17 protein-coding genes are annotated in these 26,341 nt (G+C 56.4%); 11 read left to right on the top strand and 6 right to left on the bottom strand.

The genetic code is table 11. The annotated features are described in order from the left end of the window. Together ccoO and ccoN are read right to left on the bottom strand one after the other, a co-directional pair. Positions 1–741: a cytochrome-c oxidase, cbb3-type subunit II gene (gene ccoO, locus IB277_RS14200; RefSeq protein ID WP_192371169.1), complete on the bottom strand. Its 741-nt coding sequence runs from the start codon at positions 739–741 to the stop codon at positions 1–3. 97 nt (positions 742–838) lie between these two features. Next, complete coding sequence (gene ccoN / locus IB277_RS14195) at positions 839–2,281, bottom strand: cytochrome-c oxidase, cbb3-type subunit I (protein WP_192371168.1); 1,443 nt, start codon at positions 2,279–2,281, stop codon at positions 839–841. Between the two features lie 211 nt (positions 2,282–2,492). Between ccoN and IB277_RS14190 the strand changes: the two genes are divergently transcribed. The 6 genes from IB277_RS14190 to IB277_RS14165 all read left to right on the top strand — a co-directional run bounded on the left by IB277_RS14190 (position 2,493) and on the right by IB277_RS14165 (position 8,823). Further along, a complete protein-coding gene (locus IB277_RS14190; RefSeq protein ID WP_192371167.1) occupies positions 2,493–3,158 on the top strand; it encodes a 2-dehydro-3-deoxy-6-phosphogalactonate aldolase in 666 nt (221 codons plus the stop codon). A gap of 155 nt (positions 3,159–3,313) precedes the next feature. Further along, complete coding sequence (gene dapA / locus IB277_RS14185) at positions 3,314–4,276, top strand: 4-hydroxy-tetrahydrodipicolinate synthase (protein WP_192371166.1); 963 nt, start codon at positions 3,314–3,316, stop codon at positions 4,274–4,276. A gap of 258 nt (positions 4,277–4,534) precedes the next feature. Next, positions 4,535–5,758, top strand: coding sequence for a 5-aminolevulinate synthase (gene hemA, locus IB277_RS14180; RefSeq protein ID WP_192371165.1), 1,224 nt, complete (start codon positions 4,535–4,537; stop codon positions 5,756–5,758). A gap of 108 nt (positions 5,759–5,866) precedes the next feature. Then, positions 5,867–7,075, top strand: a complete 1,209-nt coding sequence (locus IB277_RS14175; protein ID WP_192371164.1) for an NAD(P)/FAD-dependent oxidoreductase — start codon at positions 5,867–5,869, stop codon at positions 7,073–7,075. A 386-nt stretch (positions 7,076–7,461) separates the two neighbouring features. Next, the gene (locus IB277_RS14170; protein WP_192371163.1) at positions 7,462–7,875 is read left to right on the top strand and encodes a cupin domain-containing protein; all 414 of its coding nucleotides are present in this window, start codon (positions 7,462–7,464) and stop codon (positions 7,873–7,875) included. 312 nt (positions 7,876–8,187) lie between these two features. Next, complete coding sequence (locus IB277_RS14165; RefSeq protein WP_192371162.1) at positions 8,188–8,823, top strand: response regulator transcription factor; 636 nt, start codon at positions 8,188–8,190, stop codon at positions 8,821–8,823. 857 nt (positions 8,824–9,680) lie between these two features. Here the strand turns inward: IB277_RS14165 and IB277_RS14160 are convergent. Both IB277_RS14160 and IB277_RS14155 read right to left on the bottom strand, forming a co-directional pair. Further along, positions 9,681–12,299, bottom strand: a complete 2,619-nt coding sequence (locus IB277_RS14160) for a PAS domain-containing protein (protein WP_192371161.1) — start codon at positions 12,297–12,299, stop codon at positions 9,681–9,683. Positions 12,300–12,361: 62 nt separating this feature from the next. Beyond that, positions 12,362–13,012 carry a response regulator transcription factor gene (locus tag IB277_RS14155; protein ID WP_192371160.1) on the bottom strand — a complete coding sequence of 217 codons (651 nt, stop codon included), beginning with the start codon at positions 13,010–13,012 and terminating at the stop codon, positions 12,362–12,364. A 387-nt stretch (positions 13,013–13,399) separates the two neighbouring features. Here IB277_RS14155 and IB277_RS14150 point away from each other — a divergent pair, with 387 nt between their 5' ends. The 5 genes from IB277_RS14150 (at position 13,400) to IB277_RS38890 (ending at position 19,158) form a co-directional block, all read left to right on the top strand. After that, the gene (locus IB277_RS14150) at positions 13,400–14,938 is read left to right on the top strand and encodes an ABC transporter substrate-binding protein (protein WP_192371159.1); all 1,539 of its coding nucleotides are present in this window, start codon (positions 13,400–13,402) and stop codon (positions 14,936–14,938) included. A 28-nt stretch (positions 14,939–14,966) separates the two neighbouring features. Continuing rightward, complete coding sequence (locus IB277_RS14145; protein ID WP_192371158.1) at positions 14,967–16,712, top strand: ABC transporter ATP-binding protein; 1,746 nt, start codon at positions 14,967–14,969, stop codon at positions 16,710–16,712. Further along, complete coding sequence (locus IB277_RS14140) at positions 16,709–17,566, top strand: ABC transporter permease (protein WP_309140340.1); 858 nt, start codon at positions 16,709–16,711, stop codon at positions 17,564–17,566. The genes IB277_RS14145 and IB277_RS14140 overlap by 4 nt, the downstream gene beginning before the upstream one ends. A 3-nt stretch (positions 17,567–17,569) precedes the next feature. Then, positions 17,570–18,568 (top strand): ABC transporter permease, encoded by a 999-nt coding sequence (locus IB277_RS14135; RefSeq protein ID WP_246812736.1) that lies wholly within the window; start codon positions 17,570–17,572, stop codon positions 18,566–18,568. Between the two features lie 143 nt (positions 18,569–18,711). Next, on the top strand, positions 18,712–19,158 hold the full coding sequence (locus tag IB277_RS38890; RefSeq protein WP_192371157.1) for an AraC family transcriptional regulator: 447 nt from the start codon (positions 18,712–18,714) through the stop codon (positions 19,156–19,158). A gap of 32 nt (positions 19,159–19,190) precedes the next feature. Here the strand turns inward: IB277_RS38890 and IB277_RS14125 are convergent, their stop codons facing one another. Together IB277_RS14125 and IB277_RS14120 are read right to left on the bottom strand one after the other, a co-directional pair. Next, entirely contained in the window at positions 19,191–19,820 is a 630-nt protein-coding gene (locus IB277_RS14125; protein ID WP_246805948.1) for a TetR/AcrR family transcriptional regulator, read from the bottom strand. Positions 19,821–19,993: 173 nt separating this feature from the next. Next, a complete protein-coding gene (locus tag IB277_RS14120; protein WP_371813599.1) occupies positions 19,994–26,218 on the bottom strand; it encodes a PAS domain S-box protein in 6,225 nt (2,074 codons plus the stop codon). Positions 26,219–26,341: the final 123 nt, after the last annotated feature.

Here is a 26,341-nt window from a genome sequence, read left to right as displayed (position 1 = left end):
TCAGTCTTTCGGCTCGTCCAGCCGGACGTTTGAAAAGTCGACCATGGTGCCGAGCACCTGCAGATAGGCGATCAACGCATCCATTTCTGTGATGAGGTGAGGCTGGCCGTCGAAATCGCCGATCTTCGCCCCGGGGTAACGGGCGAGCAACGCGTCCGTATCGTCGCCCGAGGCTTGGGCGCGGACGTCTGCCGCTGCCTTCAGAACCGCCTCACCCGTGTACGGAACGCCAACGCCTCGCAACGCGCGCAGGTGATCCGATATATCGGAGTACTGCAACTCGCGGCTTTGAAGGAAGGGGTAGCCAGGCATCACGGACACCGGGACCACATCGCGTGGATTGATCATGTGCGCGATGTGCCAGGCATTCGAGTATTTTCCGCCTACTCGTGCAAGGTCTGGCCCTGTGCGCTTTGAGCCCCACAAGAACGGATGATCGAACATACTCTCCGCAGCGATAGAATAATGCCCATATCGCTCGACTTCATCGCGGAATGGTCGGACTTGCTGGCTATGGCAAGTGTAACATCCCTCACGCGTATAGATGTTTCGCCCGAGTTGCTCGAGCGGGGTGTAGGGTCTGACCCCCTGCACCGGTTTGATAGTTTCATCAAGACGAAACAGCGGAACGACCTCGACGAGGCCTCCTATCGCAACAACAAGGAAACTCAGGACGAATAGCAGGGTCGTCGAGCGCTCGATGGTTTCGTGCGAGACTTTCTTTTCAGGTGCTTTTGCCATGCGAAGCAACGTCTTTCAGCTTGAGCTGGAGGGACTGGTCAGTCTTCGAGTGAGAAGGCGACCTAGCGTACCGGGTGCAAATCGAGAGGGTCTCGGATTAACGTGGCATCCTCCGTCGAAATCTCGAGCCGTGGATGGTCATGCAGGTGTTGATCACCATCAGCAGCGCGCCAAGTAGGTACATTGAACCGCCCAGCGCCCGAATGACGTAATACGGATGCAGCATCGCTACGCTGTCGGCGAAGGAGTACTGAAGGAAGCCGAACTGGTCGTAGGCTCGCCACATAAGCCCCTGGGCGATACCGGCAACCCACATCGCGGAGATGTAGAGGACGATTCCGATTGTCGCGAGCCAGAAATGCCACTCGATCAATCGGTGAGACCAAAGTTGGGATCGCCAAAGTCGCGGAACGAGATAGTAAATCGAACCGAACGTCATAAAGGCCACCCAGCCGAGCGCCCCGGAGTGAACATGGCCAACAGTCCAGTCGGTGTAGTGGCTGAGGGCGTTGACCGCTTTGATGGACATCAACGGACCTTCGAACGTCGCCATGCCGTAAAAAGCCACTGCGACCACCAAGAAGCGCAGTATCGGGTCGGTACGCAGCTTCCCCCACGCGCCAGACAAGGTCATGATGCCATTGATCATCCCACCCCACGAGGGGATCCAAAGCATGATGGAAAAGGCCACACCCAGCGTTTGCGCCCAGTCAGGAAGCGCGCTGTAGTGGAGGTGATGAGGACCGGCCCAGATGTAGAGGAAGATTAGCGCCCAAAAGTGGACGATGGAAAGCCGATAGGAATAGATAGGCCGCTCGGCTTGCTTCGGAACGAAGTAATACATCATTCCGATGAAGCCAGCCGTCAAGAAGAAGCCGATCATGTTGTGACCATACCACCACTGAACCAGAGCATCCTGCACGCCGGCAAAGCGCGAGTAACTCTTCGTACCAACGAACGAAACTGGACTCGCCAGATTGTTGACGATGTGAAGCACCGCGACGGTGATGATGAAGGCGAGGTAGAACCAGTTCGCCACATATATGTGCGGCTCGCGACGCCGCGCGAGCGTACCGACGAAGATCGCGAGATACGCAAGCCAAGTCACAAGCAGCAGTAGATCGGCATACCACTCGGGCTCTGCGTACTCTTTGCTTTGCGTGATGCCTAACGGATAACCCGTCAGCGCCAATATCAAGAACAGTTGGTAACCAAAGAACACCATGATAGCCATGGAACGGCCGCCCCATAGCCCGACCTGACAAGTCCTCTGCACGACGTACAAAGAAGTTCCGAGGAGCGCGTTACCCGCGAACGCAAGAACGACTCCGGAGACATGAACTGAGCGAAGTCGGCCAAAAGTCGCGTATTCGGAAAAATTCAACGAGGGAAAGGTCAGCTGCAGCGCAACGAACAGACCGGCTGAAAGACCGACGATTGCCCATATAATGGTTGTGAGCGTGAACCAGCGGACGATCTGCTCATTGTAACCAGGTATCGCAATCGTTCGGCGGTCGTCCCACGTTATCGCCTTTTCCATACTCGAACTCGCTTCCCTTAATCCCTAGACAAAGACATAATCGTCTCTTAATGTATGGTTTGTAGCCATACACAATTCGATTTTGGGAATCCAGTCGAAATAGACGGCATCCTTGGCTCTCGACAGAACTGCGACAATGTGCGCCGCATTTACCGAGCCCAACTCGCCGAACCGAACACCACGTGTATGGCTGTTGTCAGTGGAGCCATACATGAAAAACGACCAGATCTCATCGAGCGCGCCAATTGCAGTGGGCGCGACCCTTAAAACTTGCCCGCTCATCGCCGTGCTGCGTTGGATTTCGCCCGACGAGGTGGAAGGCGTGACAGAAGTCTTGGTGGAAAGCGGTTTCCGTCTAATCGAGGTACCGCTCAATTCACCCGATCCATTTAAAAGCATCGAACTCATCGCGCGGCGATTTGGAACGCATGCCGTCATTGGCGCAGGCACCGTGATGAAGCCTGCTGATGTCGCACGAGTGGGCGATGTCGGAGGGCGCCTGATCGTAATGCCGCACGCAGATACGGGAGTAGTACGCGCCGCAAAGGAACAAGGCATGGCTTGCTTCCCCGGGGTGGCGACACCGACAGAAGGATTTGCGGCGCTCGAGGCGGGCGCGGTGGGATTAAAGGTATTCCCTGCGGAATCGATCTCGCCCTCAGTTTTGAAAGCTTGGCGCGCAGTTTTCGCGAGCGAGATTCCGCTTTTGCCGACTGGAGCCATCACACCTGAGTCTATGGCCGGCTGGGTCGAAGCGGGTGCAAGCGGGTTCGGTATAGGGGGAAACCTCTACAAACCCGGACGAACACTTGACGAGATCCGGCGCAGTGCGAACGCCTTCGTCCGCGCCTGGAACTCACTCTCAACAAGCCACTGAAGGAGAACTGGCGTATTGGCGGAGCGAGTAGATCGCTCGAGGGCCGCTACGACCAGATGGTGTCGAGAACGCCGCGATAGACGAGGTGCGCATAAGCTCAACACTTGGCGCCCTCCATCGTGTTCCGTATTTTCTTACAATATTCGGTGACAGTCATGATTCATCCCCCTCAAAAGAGACACCAGCAAGAAAGGGGCCTTCCCGTCGGCAGTATTCCGGCGTTGGTTACGCCGATGCTCGAGGACGGCGAAATCGATTGGGAGAGTTTTCGCAACCTGATTGATTGGCATATCCTCGCAGGAAGCGGCGGCATCGTCGTTATGGGTTCGACCGGCGAGAGTGCGACGGTGTCCTTGCAAGAGCACTGTGACGTGATACTTGAAGCAGTTCGGCACTCTGATGGCAGAATTCCGGTTATTGCCGGCACCGGTGCAAACGCCACAAGTGAAGCGATCGAACTCGCTGCCTTCGCCCGAACCGCTGGCGCCACGGCCGCGCTTTCGGTGGTGCCTTACTATAACAAGCCGACCCAGAACGGAATTTTCCAGCACTTCAAAGCCGTTGCCGACGCCGTCGAACTTCCGTTGATACTCTACAACGTGCCCGGACGAACTGTCGCCGACATGAGCAACGAGACGGTACTGCGCTTGGCAGAGATACCCAATATCAAAGGGTTGAAGGACGCGACAGGCGACATTGCCCGCGGCGTTATGCTAATGCGCGTACTACCGACAGACTTTATCGTCTACAGCGGGGACGATCCGACCGCGGCGGCTCTTCTTCTTCTGGGCGCCCAGGGGACGATATCGGTCTCGGCCAATGTTATCCCGGTCGCGATGTCGTGCTTGTGCGCAGCGGCACGATCGGGCGACGTTGATACAGTCAGGCGCATCAGCAATAGGATAGCCCCACTGCATGAGGCGATGTTCGTAGAATCGAACCCGATCCCCGTGAAATGGATGCTCGCGAAACGGGGGATGATTCAAGCGCATTGCCGGTCCCCGCTCACGCCTCTTGATGCAAGCTGGCACGACTTTCTCTGGGAGACATTCCTGCAGGCGACTGAGATTGTGGCGGATCCCGACCCACAGGCGGCAAATCTCCGAGCAAGCACCTAGAAAGATTGCGCGTCATCGAAAAGTTCTGGTCGAACGCTTTCACGGCCTTTTCGGCTAGCACGCGCAGGAGCTTTCGGGCGTTTTCGGTTCAGGTGCTTCTGACGGGGTTCTACTGAGATCCCGTCTGCGTCGTAGTAGCGCAAGGGAAAGTCCACTCCTTGAAATGTACGGCTATAACGCGTACACTTTTTGAAAGTTGTGTATGGCTACTTCGTTAAATGGACGCAATCGCGGTTCCACGAACAGGACAGGTGTATCATGGACTATAATAAGCGGTTCCAAGCCCTCCTCTCGGAAATGAAGCTTGACGGGCGCTATCGTACCTTCGCCGAACTCGAGCGCATTGCGGGCGAATTCCCGACTGCGCTGTGGCATAGGCCGGAAGGCGGCACCAGGCGCGTTACCGTTTGGTGCAGCAATGACTATTTAGGAATGGGCCAGCACCCCGATGTGCTCGACGCGATGCACAAGTCGATTGATCGATCCGGTGCCGGCACGGGCGGTACGCGAAACATCTCTGGGACCAATCGGCACCATGTCGCCCTGGAAACCGAACTTGCCGATTTGCATGGCAAGGAAGCCGCACTGATTTTTACATCCGGCTGGATCTCGAACTTGGCAGCCCTCGGTACGCTTGGGCGCGTCCTTCCGGACTGCGCCATATTTTCGGACGCTTTAAACCACAACTCCATGATCGAGGGCATCCGGAGGTCCGGTGCCGAGCGATTTATCTTCCGTCACAATGATGCCGCGCATCTTGACGAACTCATGAGCGCTGTCGATCCCACGCGACCGAAGATCGTTGCCTTCGAAAGCGTTTACAGCATGGACGGCGACATAGCTCCGATCGCGGCTATCTGCGATGTGGCCGAGAAGCACGGTGCGATAACCTATTTGGACGAAGTGCATGCGGTTGGATTGTACGGACCTCGGGGTGGAGGCATTGCTGAACGCGACGGCCTCGCGGAGCGCCTCACAGTGATCGAAGGCACTCTTGCGAAGGCCTTTGGTGTTATTGGCGGCTATGTCGCGGGACCGGCAGCACTGATCGACGTCATCCGCAGTATGGCGGATAGTTTCATCTTCACCACCTCTCTCTGCCCGCACTTGGCAGCCGGCGCTCTGGCCGCCGTCCAACATGTCAGGCAGCATCCGGAGGAACGAGGCCGCCAGGCAGCCAACGCCGCGAGGTTGAAAGCCATGCTTGCCGACGCTGGACTGCCGGTTCTCGATACCCCGAGCCACATTCTACCCGTCATCGTCGGCAATGCGCATCTATGCCGCACGATCAGCCAACAGCTGCTGGAAGAGTATAGCATCTACGTTCAACCCATCAATTATCCGACCGTGGCACGAGGCCAGGAACGATTGCGCATCACTCCTACTCCATTTCACACGGAAGAGGACATGCGCGCACTGGTGAGCGCCCTCGTCGAGATCGGCCGGAATATTGGCTGGGTCACCGCGCAGCAGGTCGCCTGACCAGGCCCACTGCCTCTCGTCGCGCGATGAGATTGCAGGTGGGTTCGAACGCTTTTGGAGTGATCGGGATCGTCGCACCCGGTCAGAGAGCCCACGTAAGGAAAATTAATGACGAAGAAGATCATAATCGGTGGTTGCGGTTTTGCCGGATTGTGGGCGGCCATATCCGCTGCGCGCGCCGTTTCGCTCACCGGCGACGAAGATAACGTAGACATCAGCATTGTCTCGCCAACCCCCCACCTAACCATTCGTCCGCGGCTCTACGAAGCTGGGATCGATAACATGAACCCCGCAGTTGGCGATCTGCTGGAGGTCGTCGGGGTCCGCCACGTAGGCGGTGTAGTGGAGACCATCAACGCCAAAGCAAAGACCCTCATCGTTGCGAGAAACGATGGTAGCCGAGAGACGCTGGCTTACAACCGGTTCGTACTCGCGACGGGAAGCGAGGTGTTTAAGCCGGCCGTCCCGGGTCTTGAGGAATACGCGTTTGACATTGACCAGCTTGAGGCAGCGGAGAGGCTTGACGGGCATCTGAAAGGGCTTCGCCAACGACCAGCTGGCATAGCGCGAGATACGGTCGTGATCGCTGGAGGCGGGTTGACCGGTCTGGAGACCGCGACTGAAATGCCTCTTCGGCTGCGTTCCGCGCTCGGCGAAAACGCTGACTTTCGCATCGTCCTCGTGGATGCTGCCGACGCGGTGGGTTTATCAATGGGCGAAGAGGCCCTGCCCTTCATTCAAGAGGCATTGGCTCTAGGCGGAATAGAAACCCGGCCCGGAGTCCATGTCACAGCGATCGAAGCCAATCTAGTCACCTTGTCCTCGGGCGAATGTATCGGCACGAACACTGTGATCTGGACGGCCGGAATGCGTGCCAGTCCGATCACGGCGCAGATACCTGGAAAGCACGACCGGCTAGGTCGAGTAATTTGCGACGCATTTCTCCGCGCACCCGCCGGAAAGGGAATTTTCGTGACCGGAGACGCTGCCAATGCCGCCACGGACGACCGTGGAAATTCCAGCGTGATGTCGTGTCAGCACGCACTGAGCCTGGGCCGGGTGGCGGGGTATAACGCCGCCGCCGAATTGATTGGTCTGAACCTTCATCCGTATCGCCAGCCGAGATATGTGACCTGTCTCGATCTGGGCGATTGGGGAGCGCTTTACACCGAAGGGCGGGAGCGCGAAGTCCAAGTCACACACCAAGATGCCAAGAAGCTGAAAAAGCACATCAACAAGCTGTGCATATATCCTCCTGCGGCCGATCGGGACGCAGCGTTCGCCATCGCAAATCCAGACTTCGTTATCGTCCCTTGAACAGCCAAGTTCCAGGTTCAGAATAGATGGAAGCGACGTCGGCGCGGTCGTTTTTTACCGCTGTTTAAAGGCTCCGGCCCCGCTCCCGCGGCATTGCGGTGAGCGGGTCCTTTTTGTCATCGAAGTCGTTGCCCGAATCCTTGGCATAAATGATCAGCTATTCGTTTTCGGGACGCGCCGTTTAGACAGGGACTGCTCCAGGGATCGCTCCAGATTTGACTTGGCGGGGTTCGAGCCGGCCCAGAGCGTTCTAGCTCGAGCACCGTTTTGAGTCCCTCCGGTGATCTTCTTTGAGCGAAGTTCTTGTGAAACGAACGTATAACTAGCCTGGGGATGAGCGACGGATAGCATCCAATTTGCAAAGCTTTTTCTTAAGGAGACACTTGATGTTGAAGTCAATCGTCGCGGCATTTTCGGTTGCATTGATTGTTGGGACGCCCGTTTACGCGGGGGGAAAGCCCCATAACGCAAAAATCACTGTGATATTCGATCACAAGCTACCAAACGTTCCTGGCAAGAGCATGCGCGGGGTTTTAGTGGAGTATGGACCCGGCGGATCTAACCCATCGCATACCCATGCGAAGAGCGCGTTCATCTCGGCGACGGTGATACAGGGACGCATTAAAAGTCAGGTCAACGATGGCAAGTTGAAGATTTACGAGACTGGGGAAAACTGGATTGAAGTCCCCGGGGATCACCACCTGGTGAGCGCGAATGCCAGTGATACAGAGGATGCCAAAATTCTCGCAGTGTTCGTTGTTGACACAAACGATGCCGAACTCACGACTCCTGACCACTAAGGCCTGACTTGCCGTCTGCAGGATCACTCCGCGGGTGATGGACGCGGAGTTCAGCCAGTTTAGCGCGCCATTGCTTCGCGTGGCGCGCGTCCCTCCAACGACGACGGAAATTACTGGATGCATCATAATGAAAATCGTTGGCACCGGCGTTTTTGTTTGGTTTCCAGCCAGTCACTGACGCAGCTAATTTACTGTATGTAGGAAGCTGCCACAATTGGTGATGGGAACTACACCATCGTATAGTTCTGAATTGCCGCCCCTCCTGAGACAATTCGTAGCGCAGCCATCGTTCGTGGTGTGGAGGAGTGCTGGATGTCCACCGAACTAAAGCAACAAGCCCCATCGACTGAAGAACAAGTCGTTGTTGTAATTGACGACGACCTTGATATCCGTCTTTCGATGGTTGAGCTCCTTGAATCTTCCGGGATCAGGTCGACTGCCTTCGGCGACGCTTTGGATTTCGTTGAGAATGGCTGCCTCGAAGCTCCCGGCTGTATCGTTTTGGATGTGAACCTTCCTCGTATCAGTGGAATGGAATTCCAATGCCGCCTGGCAGAGCTCGGCTGCGATCTGCCCATAGTCTTTGTGACAGGGCATGCGGATGTGCCTATGAGCGTCACGGCAATGAAAGCTGGTGCGATTGACTTTCTCTTGAAGCCTTTCAGCAACAGGCAATTGCTTGAGGCCGTGATGAAAGCCTTCGAGACAAATAGGTGCAGCCGGCAATCTGCCCTCCAGAGAAATGCCATCAAGGAGAACGCATCCACCCTGACTCCGAGGGAAAAACAGGTAATGCATCATGTTACAAACGGCCTGATGAACAAGCAGATAGCATATGCACTTGGCATAAGTGAGATCATGGTGAAAATACACCGGGCGAATGTGATGCACAAAATGGAGGCGAGTTCGCTCGCGGACCTGGTGAAAAAGTCCGAACTACTGTGTTGATCAGGTTTGCTTTTCGCTGTTTCGGCAAAAAGAGGCTGGGATCACCTCTGCACGCAAGTCCCCGTCAGAGGCGCGAATGTCGCGTCTGACGCGGTTTACGAGTTCTTCTTCAGAACAAGATCGCACCTTTAACATGACGAGCATCGATGTCTTTGCGGCGTGGCATCGGAGCACGCGCGTCGGAGTGCCAGATTGCTGCGGCCATCAACTGTCTGCTCTGCTTCAGGCCACGCATTCCGCTCTGCCTCCCATGAGCGACCAAGTTTCTGGCGGGTTCGATGGAAGCAGCCCCGATACAAACACATGTATAGTTCCCCGGTCGGACGCTTGCATATATCGTAGCAAATACGGCTCGCATCTACCTCCCAAGGACGGTTCTCCTCCCCGTCCCAGGCGGCCCCCCCACCACCGCCGCAGCGCAGCCATGGCCGTCCTTTGCAAAACAAAGGGCGGCCTCTCGAATCCCAACTCCGGCGAGAACGTCGATACCCAGTATCTGGCGGCTGATTATCTGGCTACTCGGATTTTCGTGGTGGTGCTTTCCCGTTTATGGAAAGAATGTGAAGGCGCCCATCGAACTCGGTGCGCACCAGGAGGTCCATCGGACAATTAAAGCGGCGAAGATTGGCTGCCGCCGCCCGCATCCCAACGTGTCGATCGACACTCAGGATTCCGGACATCCACGGAAAGCGAATGTGCTGCGGGCATGCTGTCGTCCGCCTTGGCAGACGTCATCGGCGGGGACGGTTGTTCCACCTGGCATCTGTCAAGCCGGACGCAATACTTTGGACTTCAGCAAAATGTGGGCGTGTTTCTCAAGGTCACGCTTCCACACTGAAATTCGGTCGGCCGATTATCTACTCGGTCGGTCGACGGGATGAAATCGGAAGCAAGAAGCAAATTGCAGCACCATTTGAACTCAAGTTTTCAGCCCATATACTTCCACCGTGCGCCTCTAATATCGTGCGACAAATCGACAACCCCATTCCAATACCTTCATTCTTCGTCGTGAAGAAGGGATCGAAGATGCGTTCCACATCATCAATGCCCGTTCCTTGATCCCGGAATTCGATCCTCAGCATGCCATTTTCCGCCTGCCCCGAGACTATAGTCAGCGTGCCGGATCGCGCACCGGCCTTCTGAATCGACTCGATCGCGTTGCGCAGGAGATTGAGGATTACCTGTTCGATTTGCACTCGGTCCGCAGTCGCTTCAGGCAGGTTCGGCTCGAGATGGAGTTGGAGCTTTATGTGGTTCCCCATCAGTTTGTCGCCCGCGAGTTCACAAACTTCCTCAATGAGGGTGTTCAAATCGACGGGTTGACGACGCGATCCAGTTTGTTTGAAAAGCGCTCGGATACGAGCCACGACCTGCGCCGCTGCATCGGCGTTCCTAATGACAGACGACGCACTGCGATTAGCACGCTCAAAGTTCGGAGGATCAGCGGTAAGCCAACGCTGAAAGGCATTGGCATTGGAAACCATCGCCTGGAGTGGCTGGTTGAGCTCGTGTGCAATTGATACTGAAAGCTCGCTCAAGCTGGCAGCTCGGGAGGCGCGCGCCAGTCTCTCATCTGCTAATCTCAGCGCTTCCTGCGCGCGGACCTCGTCGTCCACATCTAGGTTCACGCCGTACCACTGAATTATCACACCATTTTCGTCGCGAAATGGTTCACTTCTTCCTTCAACCCACCGATACACGCCATCCCCTCGCTGCTGTCGGTAGCGCATGGCGAATGACTGACCCGCCTTGTGACAATACGCCAATCGGCTTGCTACCGCCTCTCGGTCGTCTGGATGTACAAGGTCTCGCACTGCTTTCGTCCTCTGATTACGGCGCTCGGCCAGCCCGAGCCCCTGATACTCCATCAGGCGCTTGTTCACATAGATCGGTTCGCCCTTCGGATCGGACAAGAAAATGCCGACCGGCACGGTATCGATGAGATGCTGCAGGTAGCGCTCGCTCTCCCGGAGTGCCATTTGCGCCCGTACTTCTTTCTCTATGATGAAAGAAACTCCGTACCATCTAATGATTTGACCCGCTTGGTCGCGAAGTGGTTCCACGCGAGAATCGACCCATCGATATTCGCCGTCGTTCCTCCGAAACCGCGCCTTAACGTGTAGCGGTTCCCCAGCGGCGAACGATTGTTCGAATGCACCGGCAACTTTCTGCCGATCCTCGGGATGAATTAACTCGAGGTGCGTGATCGGCCTGTTGAAAGCAGTCTGGCCCTCAAGAGAAACGCCGCTCCATTCGACAAATCGTTCGTTGAAGTATTGTGGTTCCCCCGTCGGGGTGATCAACCAGATCATGGCTGGGACCGTATCGATGAGAACACGGAGTTCCTGCTCTCGTTCTTGAACCGCCAGGTGCGCTTCGACTTCCTCGGTTATATCCAGACAAACTCCGTACCACTGTAGGATCGAACCATCGGCGTCGCGCAGCGGCTCTGCCTTTCCGTCGATCCACCTGTACGCCCCGTCCGCACGACGCTGCCGGTATTTGCTGGCAAATGGCTGGCCCGTCGAAAACGAATGTATCAACGCCTCGGCAACCTGGCTTGTATCATCAGGATGTGCCGTATCGACAATGATCGACGCCGGGTCGTTGCCAGTATTTATGTCGGCGAGAGAGAGGCCCGACCAGCTGACAAGAGTCTTGTTTACGTAGGAGGGCCTTCCCACGGGATCCGCACACCAGATGAGCGCGGGCACCGTATCAATCAGTCTGCGCAATTGAAGTTCGCTCGTACGCAGTGCCGCCTCTGCTCGCTTTTGATCGTCAATATCGACGGTCGTCCCGAACCAACCCGTGATATTCCCGCGCTCGTCGCGTGAGGCTACCGCTGAGTCGCGGAACCACCGATAGGTTCCGTCATGACGACGAACTCGCTGTTCGTCCACAAGTGGTTCCCCCGTTTTCAGGCTATATTCCCAACGCGCCATGTTTCGCTCGGCATCATCTGGATGCACGAAAAGCTTCCACCAGGCATGCGGGTCCTCATCCATGATCCGACGCATTTCTTCTGCACTTATGCCGATGAAATCCAACCCGGCGGGATTCACGAAGCGCATGCGCCCGTCAGGATAGGCTGACCAACCTAGCCCTGGAATGTCCTCAGCGGTTGGCTGACCCAGCCGGTGGACCTCCTCAAAAAAGCTGACCGTTCGAAATGTCTGCAGAAGTAGCCAAAGTCCGAGGGCCGAAATCGCAAAGGCTCCCAAGCGCAGGTACCAGTCTCCGACGGCAAATAATGCAGGGAATGGCAAGAGCCCAGGATAGAAGAGAATTAGCGAGAAAAACAGGGTTGCAATGGGAACAGCCAACAGCGCGGCCCTCCAACCGAGACAAATCCAAGAGGCTGAGATAGCGATCATCAACCCAGCAGGCTCGTGCGAAATGCCGGCGAGCACCGCCCCGGCGACGCTCGTAGCGATCGCAAGCAGATTGCGGCTGCGTCTTGAAATCGCCTCCATCGCGGCCTCCGTATATTGAAGCGTCAGCCTAATGGCGCCGCGCGCGACAGGTAGGAAGGTATTCAGCCATCACGCGTCTTCAACTCATCGGGTAGCGCTTGCCAGGCACCGACCAGATGAGGAACCGAGCTAACCTGCATTTTCTTCATCATGCTACTGCGATGGAGCTTAACGGTGACTTCGCTTATCCCGAGGTCGAAGGCGATCTGTTTGTTAAGCGCCCCTTCCACCACTAGCTTCATCACCTGTCGCTCGCGAGCGGTCAGCGCCCTATAACGGTCGATATGAAGGCGTGACATAGCAGCCTGCTCCCGCCGCACAACGTCGGTGGATATTGCTTTAACGACCGCGTCCAAGAACGTTTGATCTCGAACCGGCTTTGTAAGGAAGTCGAGCGCTCCGGCCTTCATCGCTTCCACACTCATAGCGATGTCGCCGTGAGCGGTGAGGAACAGGATGGGTGTATTTATCCCTTTGTTCGCCAGATGATGCTGGAGATCTAGGCCACTCAGCCCCGGCATCCGAACGTCCAGCACGAAACAACCGGGTCGGTCCGGCAACTTCGCGGCGAGAAATTCTTGCGCAGACGCGAATGACAAAGACTCTATCCCGACCGAGTCCAGCAAGTTGCCCATTGCCTCGCGGACATCGCAATCGTCGTCCACGAGCGTCACGATAGGAGCTTTTTTACTTTCTGCTACTGACGCCTTCATCTGAGCCTCCCAGTCTGACTGCGTGTCGCCTTGTGGCTGCGAGTAGGGCGACAGTGCGTCAAGCAGATACTAGATCACACTCTGTTCGCGGTGAAGGCCTTGTATCGCAGATGCTTCTGTTCTCCAATCACGACTCAGGCCATGTCCAGAGGACGAGATCGAACGCCAGGCTGGATTTTTCCTTTTTCTACAGTGACTTAATTTCATAACGCCGTAGCTCATCTCTCTCTTTCATCATAGCTCGGTCAAGGGCCACTACAAATTTCTGGCGAGGAATCTTCAAGATTTATGGTCTTTGAGGATTAGTTTCTTTGGAAGTGGCTATGCAGACAGAGGTTGCAACGCAGCAAACATCCGCCCCAGCAAGAAACCCGACAGGACAACCACATGCGGAGCAGGCCTAAGCGTCTCATTTCTTTTCTCGTTGCGTGTGCATCAGCGGTGTTTATTGTTTTTTTGGGGCTCGCGACGCACGCGCAGCAACGAGAGGTCCTACGGGTGCCACTCTCTTCCGATATCGGGACTTTCGACCCGGATAACGGCTTTGAAATCGCAGCGATAAGTGCGGTCAACGATGTCTACGAAGGCTTGGTCAAGTACGAGTCCGGCTCCACCAAAGTAACAGGGTCGCTTGCCAAAGCGTGGGATATTTCGGAAGACGGAATGACTTACACCTTTCATCTTGTGGGAGGGGTACGGTTCCATGATGGAGCCCCAATGAACGCAGACGCAGTCGTAAAGTCTCTCAAGCGCCGCCGAGATCGGGGTCTCGTCCTTAGCTATTTTCTCAAGAACGTGAAGGAGATCAGCGCACAGAACGAAGATACCGTTGTGCTCAGGCTTCATTCGCCTCAACCTTCCTTGCTGGATTCGCTGGCCAGCCCATGGGGCCCGAAAGTGATCAGTCCGCAGGCGCTAGACAAACACGACGTCGGCGACTCCTCCACAAAATGGCTTAACGAGCATGCTGCTGGTACAGGTCCGTACACGCTCGTGGAGTTCAAGCGAGCGGAACGGTATTCTTTGGAGCGGTCCAAAGACTATTGGGGTAAGCGTCCATTCTTCGACAGAATTGAGCTGCCGGTTATACCGGATCTAGCTCAGCAGATTTTGAAGCTGCAGGCGGGCGAGATCGATGTTGTCCCCAAAAACTATCCGATCGCACAGCTCGATAGATTGCCTCCCAATCTCGAGATAACGGCAAAGCCAAGTATGACGCAATTCAGCCTATTCATTAAGCCTGGTACCGCGCTAGAGAATCCAGAGGTCCGTCGAGCGGTATTAACTGCGATCAACCCCAATCTATGGGTGAGAGAAGCATTTGGCAAATACGCCAGCGTTTCCCAGTCACCCTACCAGAATATGATGCTCACACCGGAACAACCGATCGTATTCCCTACCGATTTGGAGGCCGCAAAAAGAACAATCGCCAAACATGCGCCCGTCAACCTCACATTTGGCCTGTACAGTGCTGCTCCCAGCTATGGCCGTATATCCGATTTGATGATGGCTCAACTCGCGTTGATTGGAGTGAACGCGAACGCCCACATTCTGCCGCCGGGAGCAGCTTACGCCATGAAGGGAAAGCCGGATGCGCCCGATTTGCTGCTGACGATTTCGTCTCCTGACGCCGCTGATCCGGAAAACCAAGCCACAGCTTTCTTCACGAAAGACGCGCCGGGTAATTTCTACGGTCGCCAGATTCGGGAAGCCGACGCATTAGTTAACCGAGCCAGCGTCCTGGCAGACCCGAAGGCTCGTAACTCCCTGTATGAGCAATCCGGGCACATGTACTTCGATGCCGGATTCGTCATTCCGCTCATCGACGCCTACGACATTGTTGTCCATATAAAAGGATTGCGCGATCTGGGCCTCCGGCCCGTGTTTCCGCCTGGCAATATTGACTTTGCAAGTGTCCGAAAATGAACCGAAGCTCAATTTGAGAAGCACCGCGATGTCCGAGGAAGTTCTGGCAATCAGACATCTCTCAGTGACCCTCCACCGAGACGGCATTGCGAAGTTGGTGCTGGAGAACGTTAGCTTGACGGTAGGTGCCGGAGAGATCGTGGGGATCGTCGGCGAGAGCGGCTCTGGCAAGTCCACTATTGGCCACGCCGTCCAAGGGCTGATGCCCCAGGGCTCCCAGCCGGGCCTGAGCGGATCGATCCTTCTGGCGGGGGAGGAGATTGCGGGCGCGTCGCCTGTTCGGCTGCGTGGAGTCCGCCGAACTATCGTGCGAGCGATCCCCCAAGATCCCCTGAGCGCACTCAATCCCACGATGACCATCGGCGACCAGTTGCGCGAATCGACAAAGGAACCCGATATCCTGGACTGGTTGCAACGGACTGGACTTCCGGACGCGAAAGGGATTGCCGCCTCCTTCCCCCATCGCCTGTCTGGAGGACAGCGACAAAGGGTCCTCATCGCGATGGCTATGATGGCTGGACCGAAATTGCTGATTGCCGACGAACCAACGACGGCACTCGACGCCTCCATTCAAGCCGAAATCCTCGACCTTCTTCGACGAGCAGCGAGAGAACAGAATGTCGCAATATTGTTCATAACCCATGACCTCGGGGTGGCGGCCGGCTTAGCGGACCGTCTCGTCGTTCTTCATGGGGGGCGGGTTGTCGAAGTCGGGCCGATCCGCGATGTGATCAAAGATCCCGGTCATCCTTACACCGCGGGACTTCTCGCAGCTCGGTTCGATCTTAGGACGGAGCGGCGTCATCCCCTGCCAACTCTGCCTGCCCCGAACGGCAGCTCTGCTGAGTTCTCCCAGGGGTGTAATTACGTACCACGCTGCCCGATCGCCAAGCTCGAATGCGCGAGTTGCGTCCCTGCCCTTCGGGGACACCCACATCACCCAGGTCTGGTCGCATGTCTTTTTCCGGGGCGGGCGAACAATCTTGCGAAACCACAGCCGCTCGAACCGTGGCCAGCCAGATACATCGACCGGGACGACGTCGCCCTGAAATTCTTCAAAATCGCGAAATCGTTCCCCGTCGGCGGACGGAGTTTCTGGTCTTCACAGTTTCGGCTCGTCTTAAAATCCGTCGATCTGTCGATCAGTCGCGGCGAATGCGTTGCTCTGCTCGGAAATAGCGGGGCTGGGAAATCAACGCTTCTAAAAATCGCCGCCGGTTTGCTGCAACCCGATGGTGGTTATGTCTTCCGTACCGACGATCGGCCTCAGGTTGTATTTCAGGATGCCGTGTCGTCCCTGACACCTTGGCTAACCGTTGGAGAGCAAATCGGCGAGCGACTGCGTCGCTCCGGGATGCGGCCGCGCGAGCTTACTCGTCGCGTTGAAGAGGCTATGGAGATGGTGGAGCTGGAGCCGGCGCTGCTGAATGTCCTCCCTGCAGACTTATCAGTCGGTCAATGTCAGCGCGCCGTTGTTGCGCGAGCTGTGGTCGTTCCGCCCAAGCTCTTGCTATGCGACGAACCTATCAGCGCCATGGACGCATCGCTTTCCGCAGCAATGCTGAACCTTTTCGGTCGCCTTCGACGTCGACTTGATATGGCCACGCTCTTCGTGACCCACGATTTGGCTGCAGCAAGAATCGTAGCTGACCGAATAGCCGTCTTAAGAGAGGGTGAAATAGTCATCGACGTAGAGCCCGACACGCGCTCCCTAGCAACTCTGGTTTCCTCGCCGGGGTTAGCAACCAATCTCGTCGGAGGTGCTAAACGGTGATCGAAGACAAGAGACCGGGGCCGAGGTGGATTGGCGCGGACTGGCGCACCACCCTTCGACGCATAGGCCGCCTCGAAAAGGTCAGCATATTCGGCATGGTGCTCATAACGTTTGTTGCCGTTTTCGCCGATTGGCTCGCTCCATACGATCCGCAGCTGCGAGTTGCAAACGGATATCTACCGCCCTCGTCGGAATACTGGTTTGGAACAGACGAAATCGGGCGCGACCTGTTTTCTAGGGTCTTGCTGGGAGTGCAATTCACCTGGCTCCCCGGCTTGACCGTCATTCTCTTCAGCGCGGTTCTGGGCTCGGCGATCGGCGTCCTTTCTGGATTTCTTGGCGGAAAGGCGGACATATTCCTTCAACGAATGGTCGACTTCTTCCTGATTTTTCCGTCGACGCTCGTCGCGCTCGCCACAATTGCGGTGCTTGGCCCCGGTCTCACGAACACGATGATTGCGATCGCCATCATTTGGTGGCCATGGTACGCTCGCCTCTGCCGTGATGAAGTCCGGCGACTAATAGTTCGACCGCATTTCGAGGCGGCTCGCACGGTCGGGGTCAGCAGCATGCGTCTGGTCTTCCGGTACCTTTTGCCCGGGGTCACGCCGGCCTTGATTGTGGGAGCAACCCTCGACGTTGCTAACATCGTGATTACGATTTCGCTATTGTCATTCCTCGGACTTGGTCAAGCCGCCCCGGCGCCGGAGCTTGGCGCCATGACAGCGCGCTCGCTCGACAGCCTTACCGTTTTTTGGTGGCTGCCCCTGCTTCCTGGGTCAGTCATCTTCGTTCTGTGTTTGTGCGCAAACCTTGCGGGCGATGGCCTCCGAGCCGCTCTGCGGGGGCGCTAAGTCATGGGCGGTTCTTTGCTTGCTTCTTCCTGCAGGCACCTATGCGGACTCTTAGCCGTTTTGCTGGTAATGAGCTTTTTCGCGTTCTGCTTGCAGAGCGTTATTCCCGCGGATCCGGCCAGAGCCGTCGCCGGGCCGTCCGCCCCGAAAGAAACCGTGGAATTGGTTCGGAAGCAACTGGGTCTGGACGAACCTATCATGGTTCAATACGGGCGCTTCCTGCTTCGTCTGGCAAGAGGAGATTTGGGAACATCGTTCCGAACCCGCCAACCGATCACCGCCGACATCTCGAGGCACTTACCCGCAACGCTTGAACTGATGGCCATGTCGATCTTCCTGGGGATTGTGCTTGCAGTTGGATTAGCCTCGCTCCAGCTCGTCTTTCCTCGCTCGGGCGCGGTACGGGTGGCCCTTATCGCGATCGGTTCCTTCCCGATTTTTTTGTCCGCCCTGCTACTAACTTTCATTTTTTGGTTCAAGTTGCAGATGTTTCCGGGAAGCGGGCGCCTCACTCAATCGGAGTTCTCGGGCCCGACCGGGCTGCATATCGTCGACGGTTTGCTGACAGGCCATCCATTCATTACCCTCGATGCGCTTTGCCATATCCTCCTACCTTCGCTCGCGTTGGCTTTCCCGATAGCCGTTGCAGTTGGGCGGACCTTGGGGGGAGCGCTTCATGATGTCATGCAACAACCCTACATCCGGACCGCACGCGGGAAAGGAATTAGCGAAACTCGGCTGGTACTCTTGCATGGCCTCAGGAATTCAGCGTCAGCGCCCCTCGGCATGCTCGGCCTCCAGATCCGCCTTCTTTTTGGGAACCTGTTAATAGTTGAGCGGATATTCGCGTGGCCCGGAGCCGGACACTATATGGTGGAGTCGCTGACAAGCTCAGATCTACCGGCCGTACTCGGCGTTTCGATGGTCTTCGGCGCTCTCTACATCGTCGTCAATATCGCCATAGAGGTCGCCCAGTCCATAGCAGACCCCCGCATCACCTGATGGCACCATTCTGCCACTCCAAACCTCCCCGCTGGAATAGACAATCTACGCCCTTAGGATAGGTAATAGATACTACAGTCCGATAGAAGGGATTGTTGCTTGCAGCTTTACTGGATGGGTTGGCGGCAAGGTGGGAGGACGTGATGCAACCGGCGACCGGCTCGATCCAAGGGGGGGTAAGTTCCCCGGCCCCATCAAACCCGAGGGCATCCTATCAGGACAGGACCGGCCTTTGCGATTGGCAGATGAAGCGTGTTGTGAGCTTTCTGGCAATGCGAATAGACTCGTCCGTGCGCGTAAGCGACCTTGCGGCAGAAGTGAACCTCAGTCCTAGCCATTTCGCCCGCGCATTCACCATTCGTCTTGGGCTTTCACCGTATACCTTCATCATGAAACTGCGGATAGAGCGGGCTAGCGAGCTTCTCCTTGCGTCCGACAAATCGTTGGCCGAAATTGCCTTCAACTGCGGCCTCGCCGACCAGGCACATTTTAGCCGCCTCTTTCGGCGGTTTTTCGGAACAACCCCTAGCCGATGGCGGCGGGAACAGTTGGCGGGTGGCGCGAGAAAAGATGGGCCTCATCTTTGGTGATAAGGCGTTGCATCTGTTTGTGATCGCGTCGCCTATTCTGTCGTATTTCGTGGGCGTACACCGTTCAAAAACACAGTCACCGCAGACTTGACTGCTTCGCGCGTTTCCTTGGCCGAGGGCGGGGGGCGAAGTCCCAGTACAACCTGTAAGTGAAGGTTATCACGAATCATGCCGACAAAGTGGCCCGCAATCCTGAGGCAGTCATCGGCGTGAATCTCGCCTCGTTCGCGTGCGTCCTGCAAGACCTCGGCCAGCCGCAATGTTGCCCGGCCGGGCCCTTGGTCGTAGAATGACGACACAAGGTCGGGGAATCGGCTGAACTCGGTAACAGCTATTCGGTAGATTCCTATCAACGCAGGAGACATGTAAGCGCTCATGAGGCGCTGCCCAAAGGCATTAAGGGTCTCATGAAGGTCTTGGCTTTCTCGTTGCTCGATCACCAGGCTGGACAAAAGCGTATTTGCATTTTCAGTGACAATCGCCAGGAACAATCCCTCCTTGTTCCCGAACTCATTGTAAATGTTGCGCTTTGACCCGCCCGCCCGTTCGATAATCGCGTCTATGCTCGTGGCGGCATAACCTTGCTCGAAGAAGACCTCGGCGGCTGCTCGAAGAATGGCTTCACGGCGCTGTTTCAGACGGGCCGACATTGCTGGAACCAAGTTTTTTCCTCTGCAGGATTCAGAAAGGCCACATTTGGTAATTCACATTACCGTAATTGTCAACCGCAGCGGACCGAGCGCGATATTGGCTCGCTGAGCGTTGGTAGCCCAATTTATGACGGAGCGGTGTGGATTAGAAGCGAGCGTGGCAAGCCGACGTCTCGCTAGTAGCCTTACTCTCGTTCAATCGGTAGGGTAAACTGAAATACGGCGCCGCGGGGGATATTTGCGGTCGCCCACAGCCGTCCGCCATGTGCCTCCACAAGCGAGCGGCTAATCGCCAACCCCATGCCCAATCCCTGGGTCTTTGTGGTGAAGAAGGCGTCAAACAAATAGTCCAGCGTTCCTTGATCAAACCCTGGCCCGGTGTCCTGGATCTCTACAAGTATATGAGTCGTGCCACTCAGGGCCGACCGGACCTGAAGTTCGCGCGCATTCTTTTCTACGCCAGCGAGAGCCTCGATCGCATTCATCAGGAGATTCAATATGACCTGCTGCAGCTGAATACGATCTGCTAGGATGATCGGCAAAGTCTTAGATAGATGGGTCTCAAGCGCTATCCCGCTTCTTTGCAGTTCTCCACGGGCCAACGCGATAACTTGCTGGATAGACTCGTTGACGTCGACCCATTCTCGTTTCGGCGGTTCTTTTTTGGCCAACGCTCGTATCTGGCCGATGATGTCGCTTGCACGGTGGCCTCCCTCAATTACACGTGTGGCGGATCGGCTCGCCTCCTTATATTTTCCCGCTTCGAGCCAGCGCAAACACGCGCCGGCATTAGTGACTATAGCGTCAAGTGGTTGCGCCACCTCGTGAGCAATAGACGCGCTCATTTCCCCGAGCGTTGCTATCCGGGTAACGTGTGCCAGTTCGTCCTGCGCCTTCCTCAGCCGGTCTTCGGTGCGCTTGCGAGCAGTTACGTCGCGCAAAATACCGCTGAAGAAGAGGTCGTTACCCTCCCCGACTTCCGCGAACGAAACGTCCAGATCAATTTCGCTCCCGTCCTTGCGAAGTCCTGGCAATGACACGGCATTCCACGATATTCGTTTCTCGCGTGTCTTTAGATAGCGACCAATGGCTTCCGCATGGCGGTGCCGCATGCGCTCAGGCATGAGCAACGTGATTTTCTTGCCGATTATCTCTTCTCGGGTGTAGCCGAACGCCTTCTCCACGGCGCTGTTGACAAAGAGCACCGTGCTGTGTTGGTCGATCGCCAGTATAACGTCCGTCGCGGTTTCGGTTAGGGTCCGGTACCGCTCCTCGCTTTGACGCAAGGCGTACTCCTGTATCTTTTGCTCGCTGATGTCCTTAATATAAGTGCAAAGATGGACCGCCGCGCCATTCGCATCCAAGACAACGGATGCATTTAGGTAGGCCCAGACGGTAGACCCGCCCTTCGCTAAGTACCGTTTCTCGAGATCGAATGACTTTATCTCGCCCCGGATTAGGCGCTCGCATTGAGACCACTCGAAATCAACGTCGTCCGGGTGAGTGAAATCGTGGAAACGGCGTCCTAGTAATTCGGCTTCCGAATAACCAAGCAACTCGCACAGAGTGGGCGGGACCTTTAGCCAACGCCCTTCGAGATCCGTGTGCGTCGCCATCACGAGCGAAAATTGCTCGGTGCGCGCTAAATTTTCCTGGCTCTCAATCAGAGCAACTTCAGCAGTTTTGCGATCGGTTAAGTCCAGAATGAACGCAACCCCTTCAGTCGACTCCTTCTCGAACAACGCGGCACCCAGAAGCACCGGAATGCGGCTACCGTCCATGCGATAGAACTCTTTTTCATAAGGTTGCACCGAGCCCTTCTCTCGGATTTCAGCAAGGGCACGTTCGTCACCCTCTCGCCATTCGGAAGGCGTCAAGTCTCTCCAGCGCACGCGCCCCGAAAGGAGATCGTCGCGACTGCATCTCAACATGTGAAGAAAGGCGTCGTTAGCTTCGGTGATCTCGCCATCAAGAGTCCAGATGCAAACACCCATGATATTTGCGTCCACCAAGCGCCGGATCCTCGCCTCTCGTTCCTGAAGTTCACTGTAGAGGCGCGTATTTTCCAAAGATATCGCCGCCTGGAGCACCAGGAGTTTCAAGACCGACATTCGGGCGGGAGTAAACACGTGGGGAAGGAGGTTGTTCTCAAGATAAAGTAGCCCCGTTAACTTTCCCCCGTTGAGGAGCGGCAGACAGAGGGCGGAGCGAATTTTCTGCCGGCGAACGTAGTCATCCGAGAAAAGCGAGCTTTCCGCCGAAGCGTCCCCCAGGATCAAACTTTCATGAGTACGCATAACATACTGGACAATTGCATTCGGTAGGGAAACATTCAGGAGTTTCTCGACCCGAGTTTCCACGAGGACAACGTCCTCGCTTCCACACGCCTCTGCTGCTATTCGCAGTTCGTCACCCAACGGCAGGATCAACAGCGCTCTTTCAGCGCCGGCATGCTCGAGAGCGGCTCGCATGAGCGTCTCGATCAATTTCTCCAGGTCGTTTTCACCTCCTACGGTTTGGGAGACTTTTAATATAGTGGCGAGATCCAATTGCTCGACCGGGGCGGCGATGGTGGAAACTCCTACCGACTGGCCAGTCTCCAGTCGCAGGTGCGCATATTGATGATCCAGTTGCCGGACCTTGGCTATTGCACCCCAACGGAGGTAGCAGGACCGCGCGTTGCGGAGATAGGTGTCGGCGATCGTGGCGAAGTCGCGTGATTGGTAATATCTTGACGCAAGTTCGTGCGCCAGTCCCTCGTTTTGGATGAATCGGTTGTCGTGTGCCGATCGGATTGCGGTCTCGTAAAATCGCATAGCGTCGAGATCTCGTCCTTGTAAACGCGAGATCTCGGCATTAAGCAACGCGGCCCGGTTGTCGAAGCTCTCCGCACAATTTTCTGCCCACTCCAATATTTGCCTCCGGTGATCGAGGAGGGAGGCCAGGTGCTGACCTCGCTCCTCGCCCGTCGTGAGGTCGCAAGCCGACGCGTGCACAAGTGCGGCGTAGAAATGAAAATCGGCGGCTTCCAGGAAGGCCCTGGTCGACCACAACAACGGGGTGGCATTGGCTATTGCATCTATGCCAGCCGCGATGTCTCGGGACAGCACACAGGCCTGCAGCTTATGAAGCCAGTAGGTGCAGGCGCAAAGTGCAAGAGGAGGCTGGTCTCTTAAATGACGCTCGTATGTTTTGTCACCATAACCTTCGTTGTCCAACGAATTGAGATCCAATGACGCGCCACGGAGCGCCCGTAGCAACATGAGCTGCCCCGAAAACCAATCGACTGCAAAACCAAACCGCGCTTTGCGAGCATATTCGAGCCCTCGTTCCGCTTCACGTTGCACCTCGTCCAACGGCAATCCCGAGACCAGCAAGTTCGTGATCAGATTTTTGAATCCAAAGACTGCGTACGTCAAATCGCCCGCGGCATCTGCGAGATCGAAACCGCGCTTTATGAACTCGCGGCTGACGAGCAGATCTCCGGCCCAGGGAAGAGCGAAAGCACCAACGGAAGCATAGACGCGCGCCTCGAAACGACGCAGGCCGCGTTTCTCGATGAGGTCACAGGCCAGCTTTCCAAAACGGAAAGCAGACTGGTATTCTCCGAAACGGAAGCCCAAGACTCGATTGATGTGTGCGTAGGAATAGCAAGAGGCATCACAGTTCCCGTGCTCCAGACTGAGTGTCGTCATTCGAAGCACGATGAGATCGTAAAGATTGCTTTGAGTGAGCAGGGTTGGCGCAAACATACCCGAAAGCACGTCCATTGTCGCCCGCCAACTGGGATCGACCATTGGCGGAAGATCGATAAGCTGTTCAATAGGACGGAGGTCGAGAAGTCCCCAAATTCTCTCGAGCTCAGCACTTACCAATCCGTCGGCTGGGTCAGCCGACCAATCGATATCGACGTGTCGGAGGTACGCGAGCCCCACGTCGATTGCGCGATCCGGTCGGTCAAGGGTCAGGTAGAGTGCGGTCTGCAGATGGGTTACACCAGCTTTGTCTACTATGGTTTTTGCGTAAGGAAGGAGCTCGGTCAGCCGCCGTTCGGCTGTAGGTAGGTCGCCTGTCAGAAATTCGCATTCGGCCAGGTGTAACTCCAGCTCGAACGCAAGCGAGTACTGACTGTTCCAGCAGTCGTCCCGCAAGAGGGAGCGGCCGGCCGCGAAATACTTTAAGGCGGACGCATAGGCAGTCGATGTCCTCGCTCGCTTGCCTGCGCGCAGATTAAGCTCCGCCACCTGCTCCCGCTCTTCGGCAGCTTGAATGTGCTCCAGACCGCGATCGAGGTGATTGACCATTTCGAAGATTTTAGCGTTGCACTCCTCAGGCGGGGTGCGGGATACGAGTGTTCTCCCGATTCGCACGTGAAGCGAAACTCTTTCGTTCAGGGGAATTAGAGTGTAGGCCGCCTCGTGAACACGGTCGTGGATAAAGGTGTAGGTCCCCTCCACACGCGAGACCATGCCTGCGCGCACCCCGCCCCAGAGCATGCTGTCGACCTCGGCCTCAGAAATTTCCAAGACGGTGCTCAGTGTACCGATCTGCGCGCTGTTGCCTACGCATGCGAGCTTCCCTAAGGCGTCACGTGTCCTTTCGGGTAGGCGGCGCAGCTTTGCAGCCATGAAATCGACGACGTTCTCGGTATAGGCTTTAGCTCCAATGCTCGCCAAATCCCAGGTCCAGGCTGCCTTGTCGTTGTCAAACGCGACTAACCCTTCTTCGACGAGGCCAGTTAAGAACTGGATCGCGAAAAATGGATTCCCGCCCGTTTTCTCGTGAAGGAGTTGAACGAGCGGCTTAGCCGTCGCAGGGGTGCAGTGCAGCGCGTCAACGATCAGATGCCCGATATCGGCCCTAGTAAGAGGTGTAAGCATGATCTCCTGAATTCTGCCCCCGGCGTGTCGGATTGCATCCAGGGTTCGAGCCAGGTGATGCGACGGATCAATTTCGTTGTCTCGATATGCCCCAATCAGCAAGAGATGACGCACCTCCGAATGACTGCCGAGATGCTCGAATAGATCGAGAGTTGCCCTGTCCAACCACTGCAGATCGTCGAGGAATAATGTCAACGGGTGCTCGTCGCTCGCGAACACCGCTAGAAAGCGCCGAAATACCTGTTGGAACCGCGTCTTAGCTTCGAGTGGAGGCAGCTCAACGACAGACGGTTGATTACCCACAATGAGAGCGAGCTCCGGAATGAGGGTGACCATCAGTGATCCGCTCGCCCCCAACGCCTCCCGCAGCTCGAAACGCCACCGCGAGAGTTCGGCGTCGTCCTTGCTCAACAGTTGACGTACGAGACCTTGGAGCGCCTGCGACAAGGTCGCGTAAGGAATGTCGCGCTTATACTGATCGAATTTCCCGGAGGCAAAGAGAGCGCGCTGCGGAACCAGGACTTTTTGGAGCTCATTAACAACGGAGGATTTGCCTATCCCGGAGTAGCCGGACACTAGCACGATTTCCGATGAGCCCTCTCTTACCACTCTGTCGAACGCTGAGACCAGCATCCCAACTTCAGCTTCGCGCCCATAAAGCTTTTCGGGGACCAGCAACTGGTCTGGAATATCGCGAGAACCCAGCCGGAAAGGCTCGATCCGGTGATCCGTCTCCCAACACTTTAGGCAGTGTTCCAGATCGCTGGCCGCGCCTGCCGCGGTCTGGTAACGCTCCTCAGCAGTCTTCGCGAGCAGCTTCATTATGATGTCCGCCACCGGCTTGGGGATACCTGCGACGCGCTCATCTGGGCGCGTGGGCTGACGCGCAATGTGGCAATGAACCCACTCCATGGGATCGCTAGCCGTGAACGGCAGCGCTCCGGTAAGCATTTCGTACAGAGTGATTCCAAGGGAGTATAGATCGCTTCGAGCATCGATCGACCGGTTCATCCGGCCCGTTTGCTCAGGTGCCATGTAGGCCAGCGTGCCCGCAATTATCTCGGGCGGCTCAGGTGACCTTCTTTCGCGCGGTACACGAGAGGTTATTTCAAAGCCCATCAACCAAAGCCCGCCCCGGTCGACGTCGACCAAAACGTTTGATGGTTTAATATCCTTGTGTATGAGGCCGCGGCGGTGCAGGCGGGTTAGCGCCCCGGCCAAGTCGATGGCAACCCGAAGAAATGGCTGGAGTTCCCACGGTTCCCCGATCAAGCGCGCAAGAACTTCGCCGCCCGGGTCCTCCATCAAAAGCTCGGACCTTCCGCCACGCCGCTCAAGCGCGACGGGCCGAGCAGCCCACAATGGCTCCAACTCGGCCCGAAGAGCGTAAGCGTGATCTAGCCGCGCTATAGTTGTCGCCCTCGGTCGCGCCGATGCCGTCGCTCGTACTAACAACAAGCGGCGATCCTGTGACCTTCGGCGGGTCAGGACGAATTCCTCATCTTCCCAAAGTGTCGCCAGTTCTTCCACTCGGAACTCCAGCCGGCGCGTTTACCGCCCCACGCTGCCCTCACCTCATGACAACTTTCTAATGGAAGCTACTCCTCGTTAATCGTCTCGTACAGTCCATTCCGGACGACGCCCGCCCCGGGG

Origin of the sequence: Ensifer sp. ENS07 (assembly GCF_014852185.1) — a bacterium.
Classification (GTDB): Bacteria; Pseudomonadota; Alphaproteobacteria; order Rhizobiales; family Rhizobiaceae; genus Ensifer; species Ensifer adhaerens.
Note: the sequence above shows the minus strand (reverse complement) of the source record. Positions and strands in the feature narration are given on the sequence as shown.

Bases quoted from the DNA above. Each gene is read 5' to 3' on its own strand.
- ccoO (WP_192371169.1), bottom strand. From the start codon at position 741: ATGGCAAAAGCACCTGAAAAGAAAGTCTCGCACGAAACCATCGAGCGC.
- ccoN (WP_192371168.1), bottom strand. From the start codon at position 2,281: ATGGAAAAGGCGATAACGTGGGACGACCGCCGAACGATTGCGATACCT.
- IB277_RS14190 (WP_192371167.1), top strand. From the start codon at position 2,493: ATGAAAAACGACCAGATCTCATCGAGCGCGCCAATTGCAGTGGGCGCG.
- dapA (WP_192371166.1), top strand. From the start codon at position 3,314: ATGATTCATCCCCCTCAAAAGAGACACCAGCAAGAAAGGGGCCTTCCC.
- hemA (WP_192371165.1), top strand. From the start codon at position 4,535: ATGGACTATAATAAGCGGTTCCAAGCCCTCCTCTCGGAAATGAAGCTT.
- IB277_RS14175 (WP_192371164.1), top strand. From the start codon at position 5,867: ATGACGAAGAAGATCATAATCGGTGGTTGCGGTTTTGCCGGATTGTGG.
- IB277_RS14170 (WP_192371163.1), top strand. From the start codon at position 7,462: ATGTTGAAGTCAATCGTCGCGGCATTTTCGGTTGCATTGATTGTTGGG.
- IB277_RS14165 (WP_192371162.1), top strand. From the start codon at position 8,188: ATGTCCACCGAACTAAAGCAACAAGCCCCATCGACTGAAGAACAAGTC.
- IB277_RS14160 (WP_192371161.1), bottom strand. From the start codon at position 12,299: ATGGAGGCGATTTCAAGACGCAGCCGCAATCTGCTTGCGATCGCTACG.
- IB277_RS14155 (WP_192371160.1), bottom strand. From the start codon at position 13,012: ATGAAGGCGTCAGTAGCAGAAAGTAAAAAAGCTCCTATCGTGACGCTC.
- IB277_RS14150 (WP_192371159.1), top strand. From the start codon at position 13,400: ATGCGGAGCAGGCCTAAGCGTCTCATTTCTTTTCTCGTTGCGTGTGCA.
- IB277_RS14145 (WP_192371158.1), top strand. From the start codon at position 14,967: ATGTCCGAGGAAGTTCTGGCAATCAGACATCTCTCAGTGACCCTCCAC.
- IB277_RS14135 (WP_246812736.1), top strand. From the start codon at position 17,570: ATGGGCGGTTCTTTGCTTGCTTCTTCCTGCAGGCACCTATGCGGACTC.
- IB277_RS38890 (WP_192371157.1), top strand. From the start codon at position 18,712: ATGCAACCGGCGACCGGCTCGATCCAAGGGGGGGTAAGTTCCCCGGCC.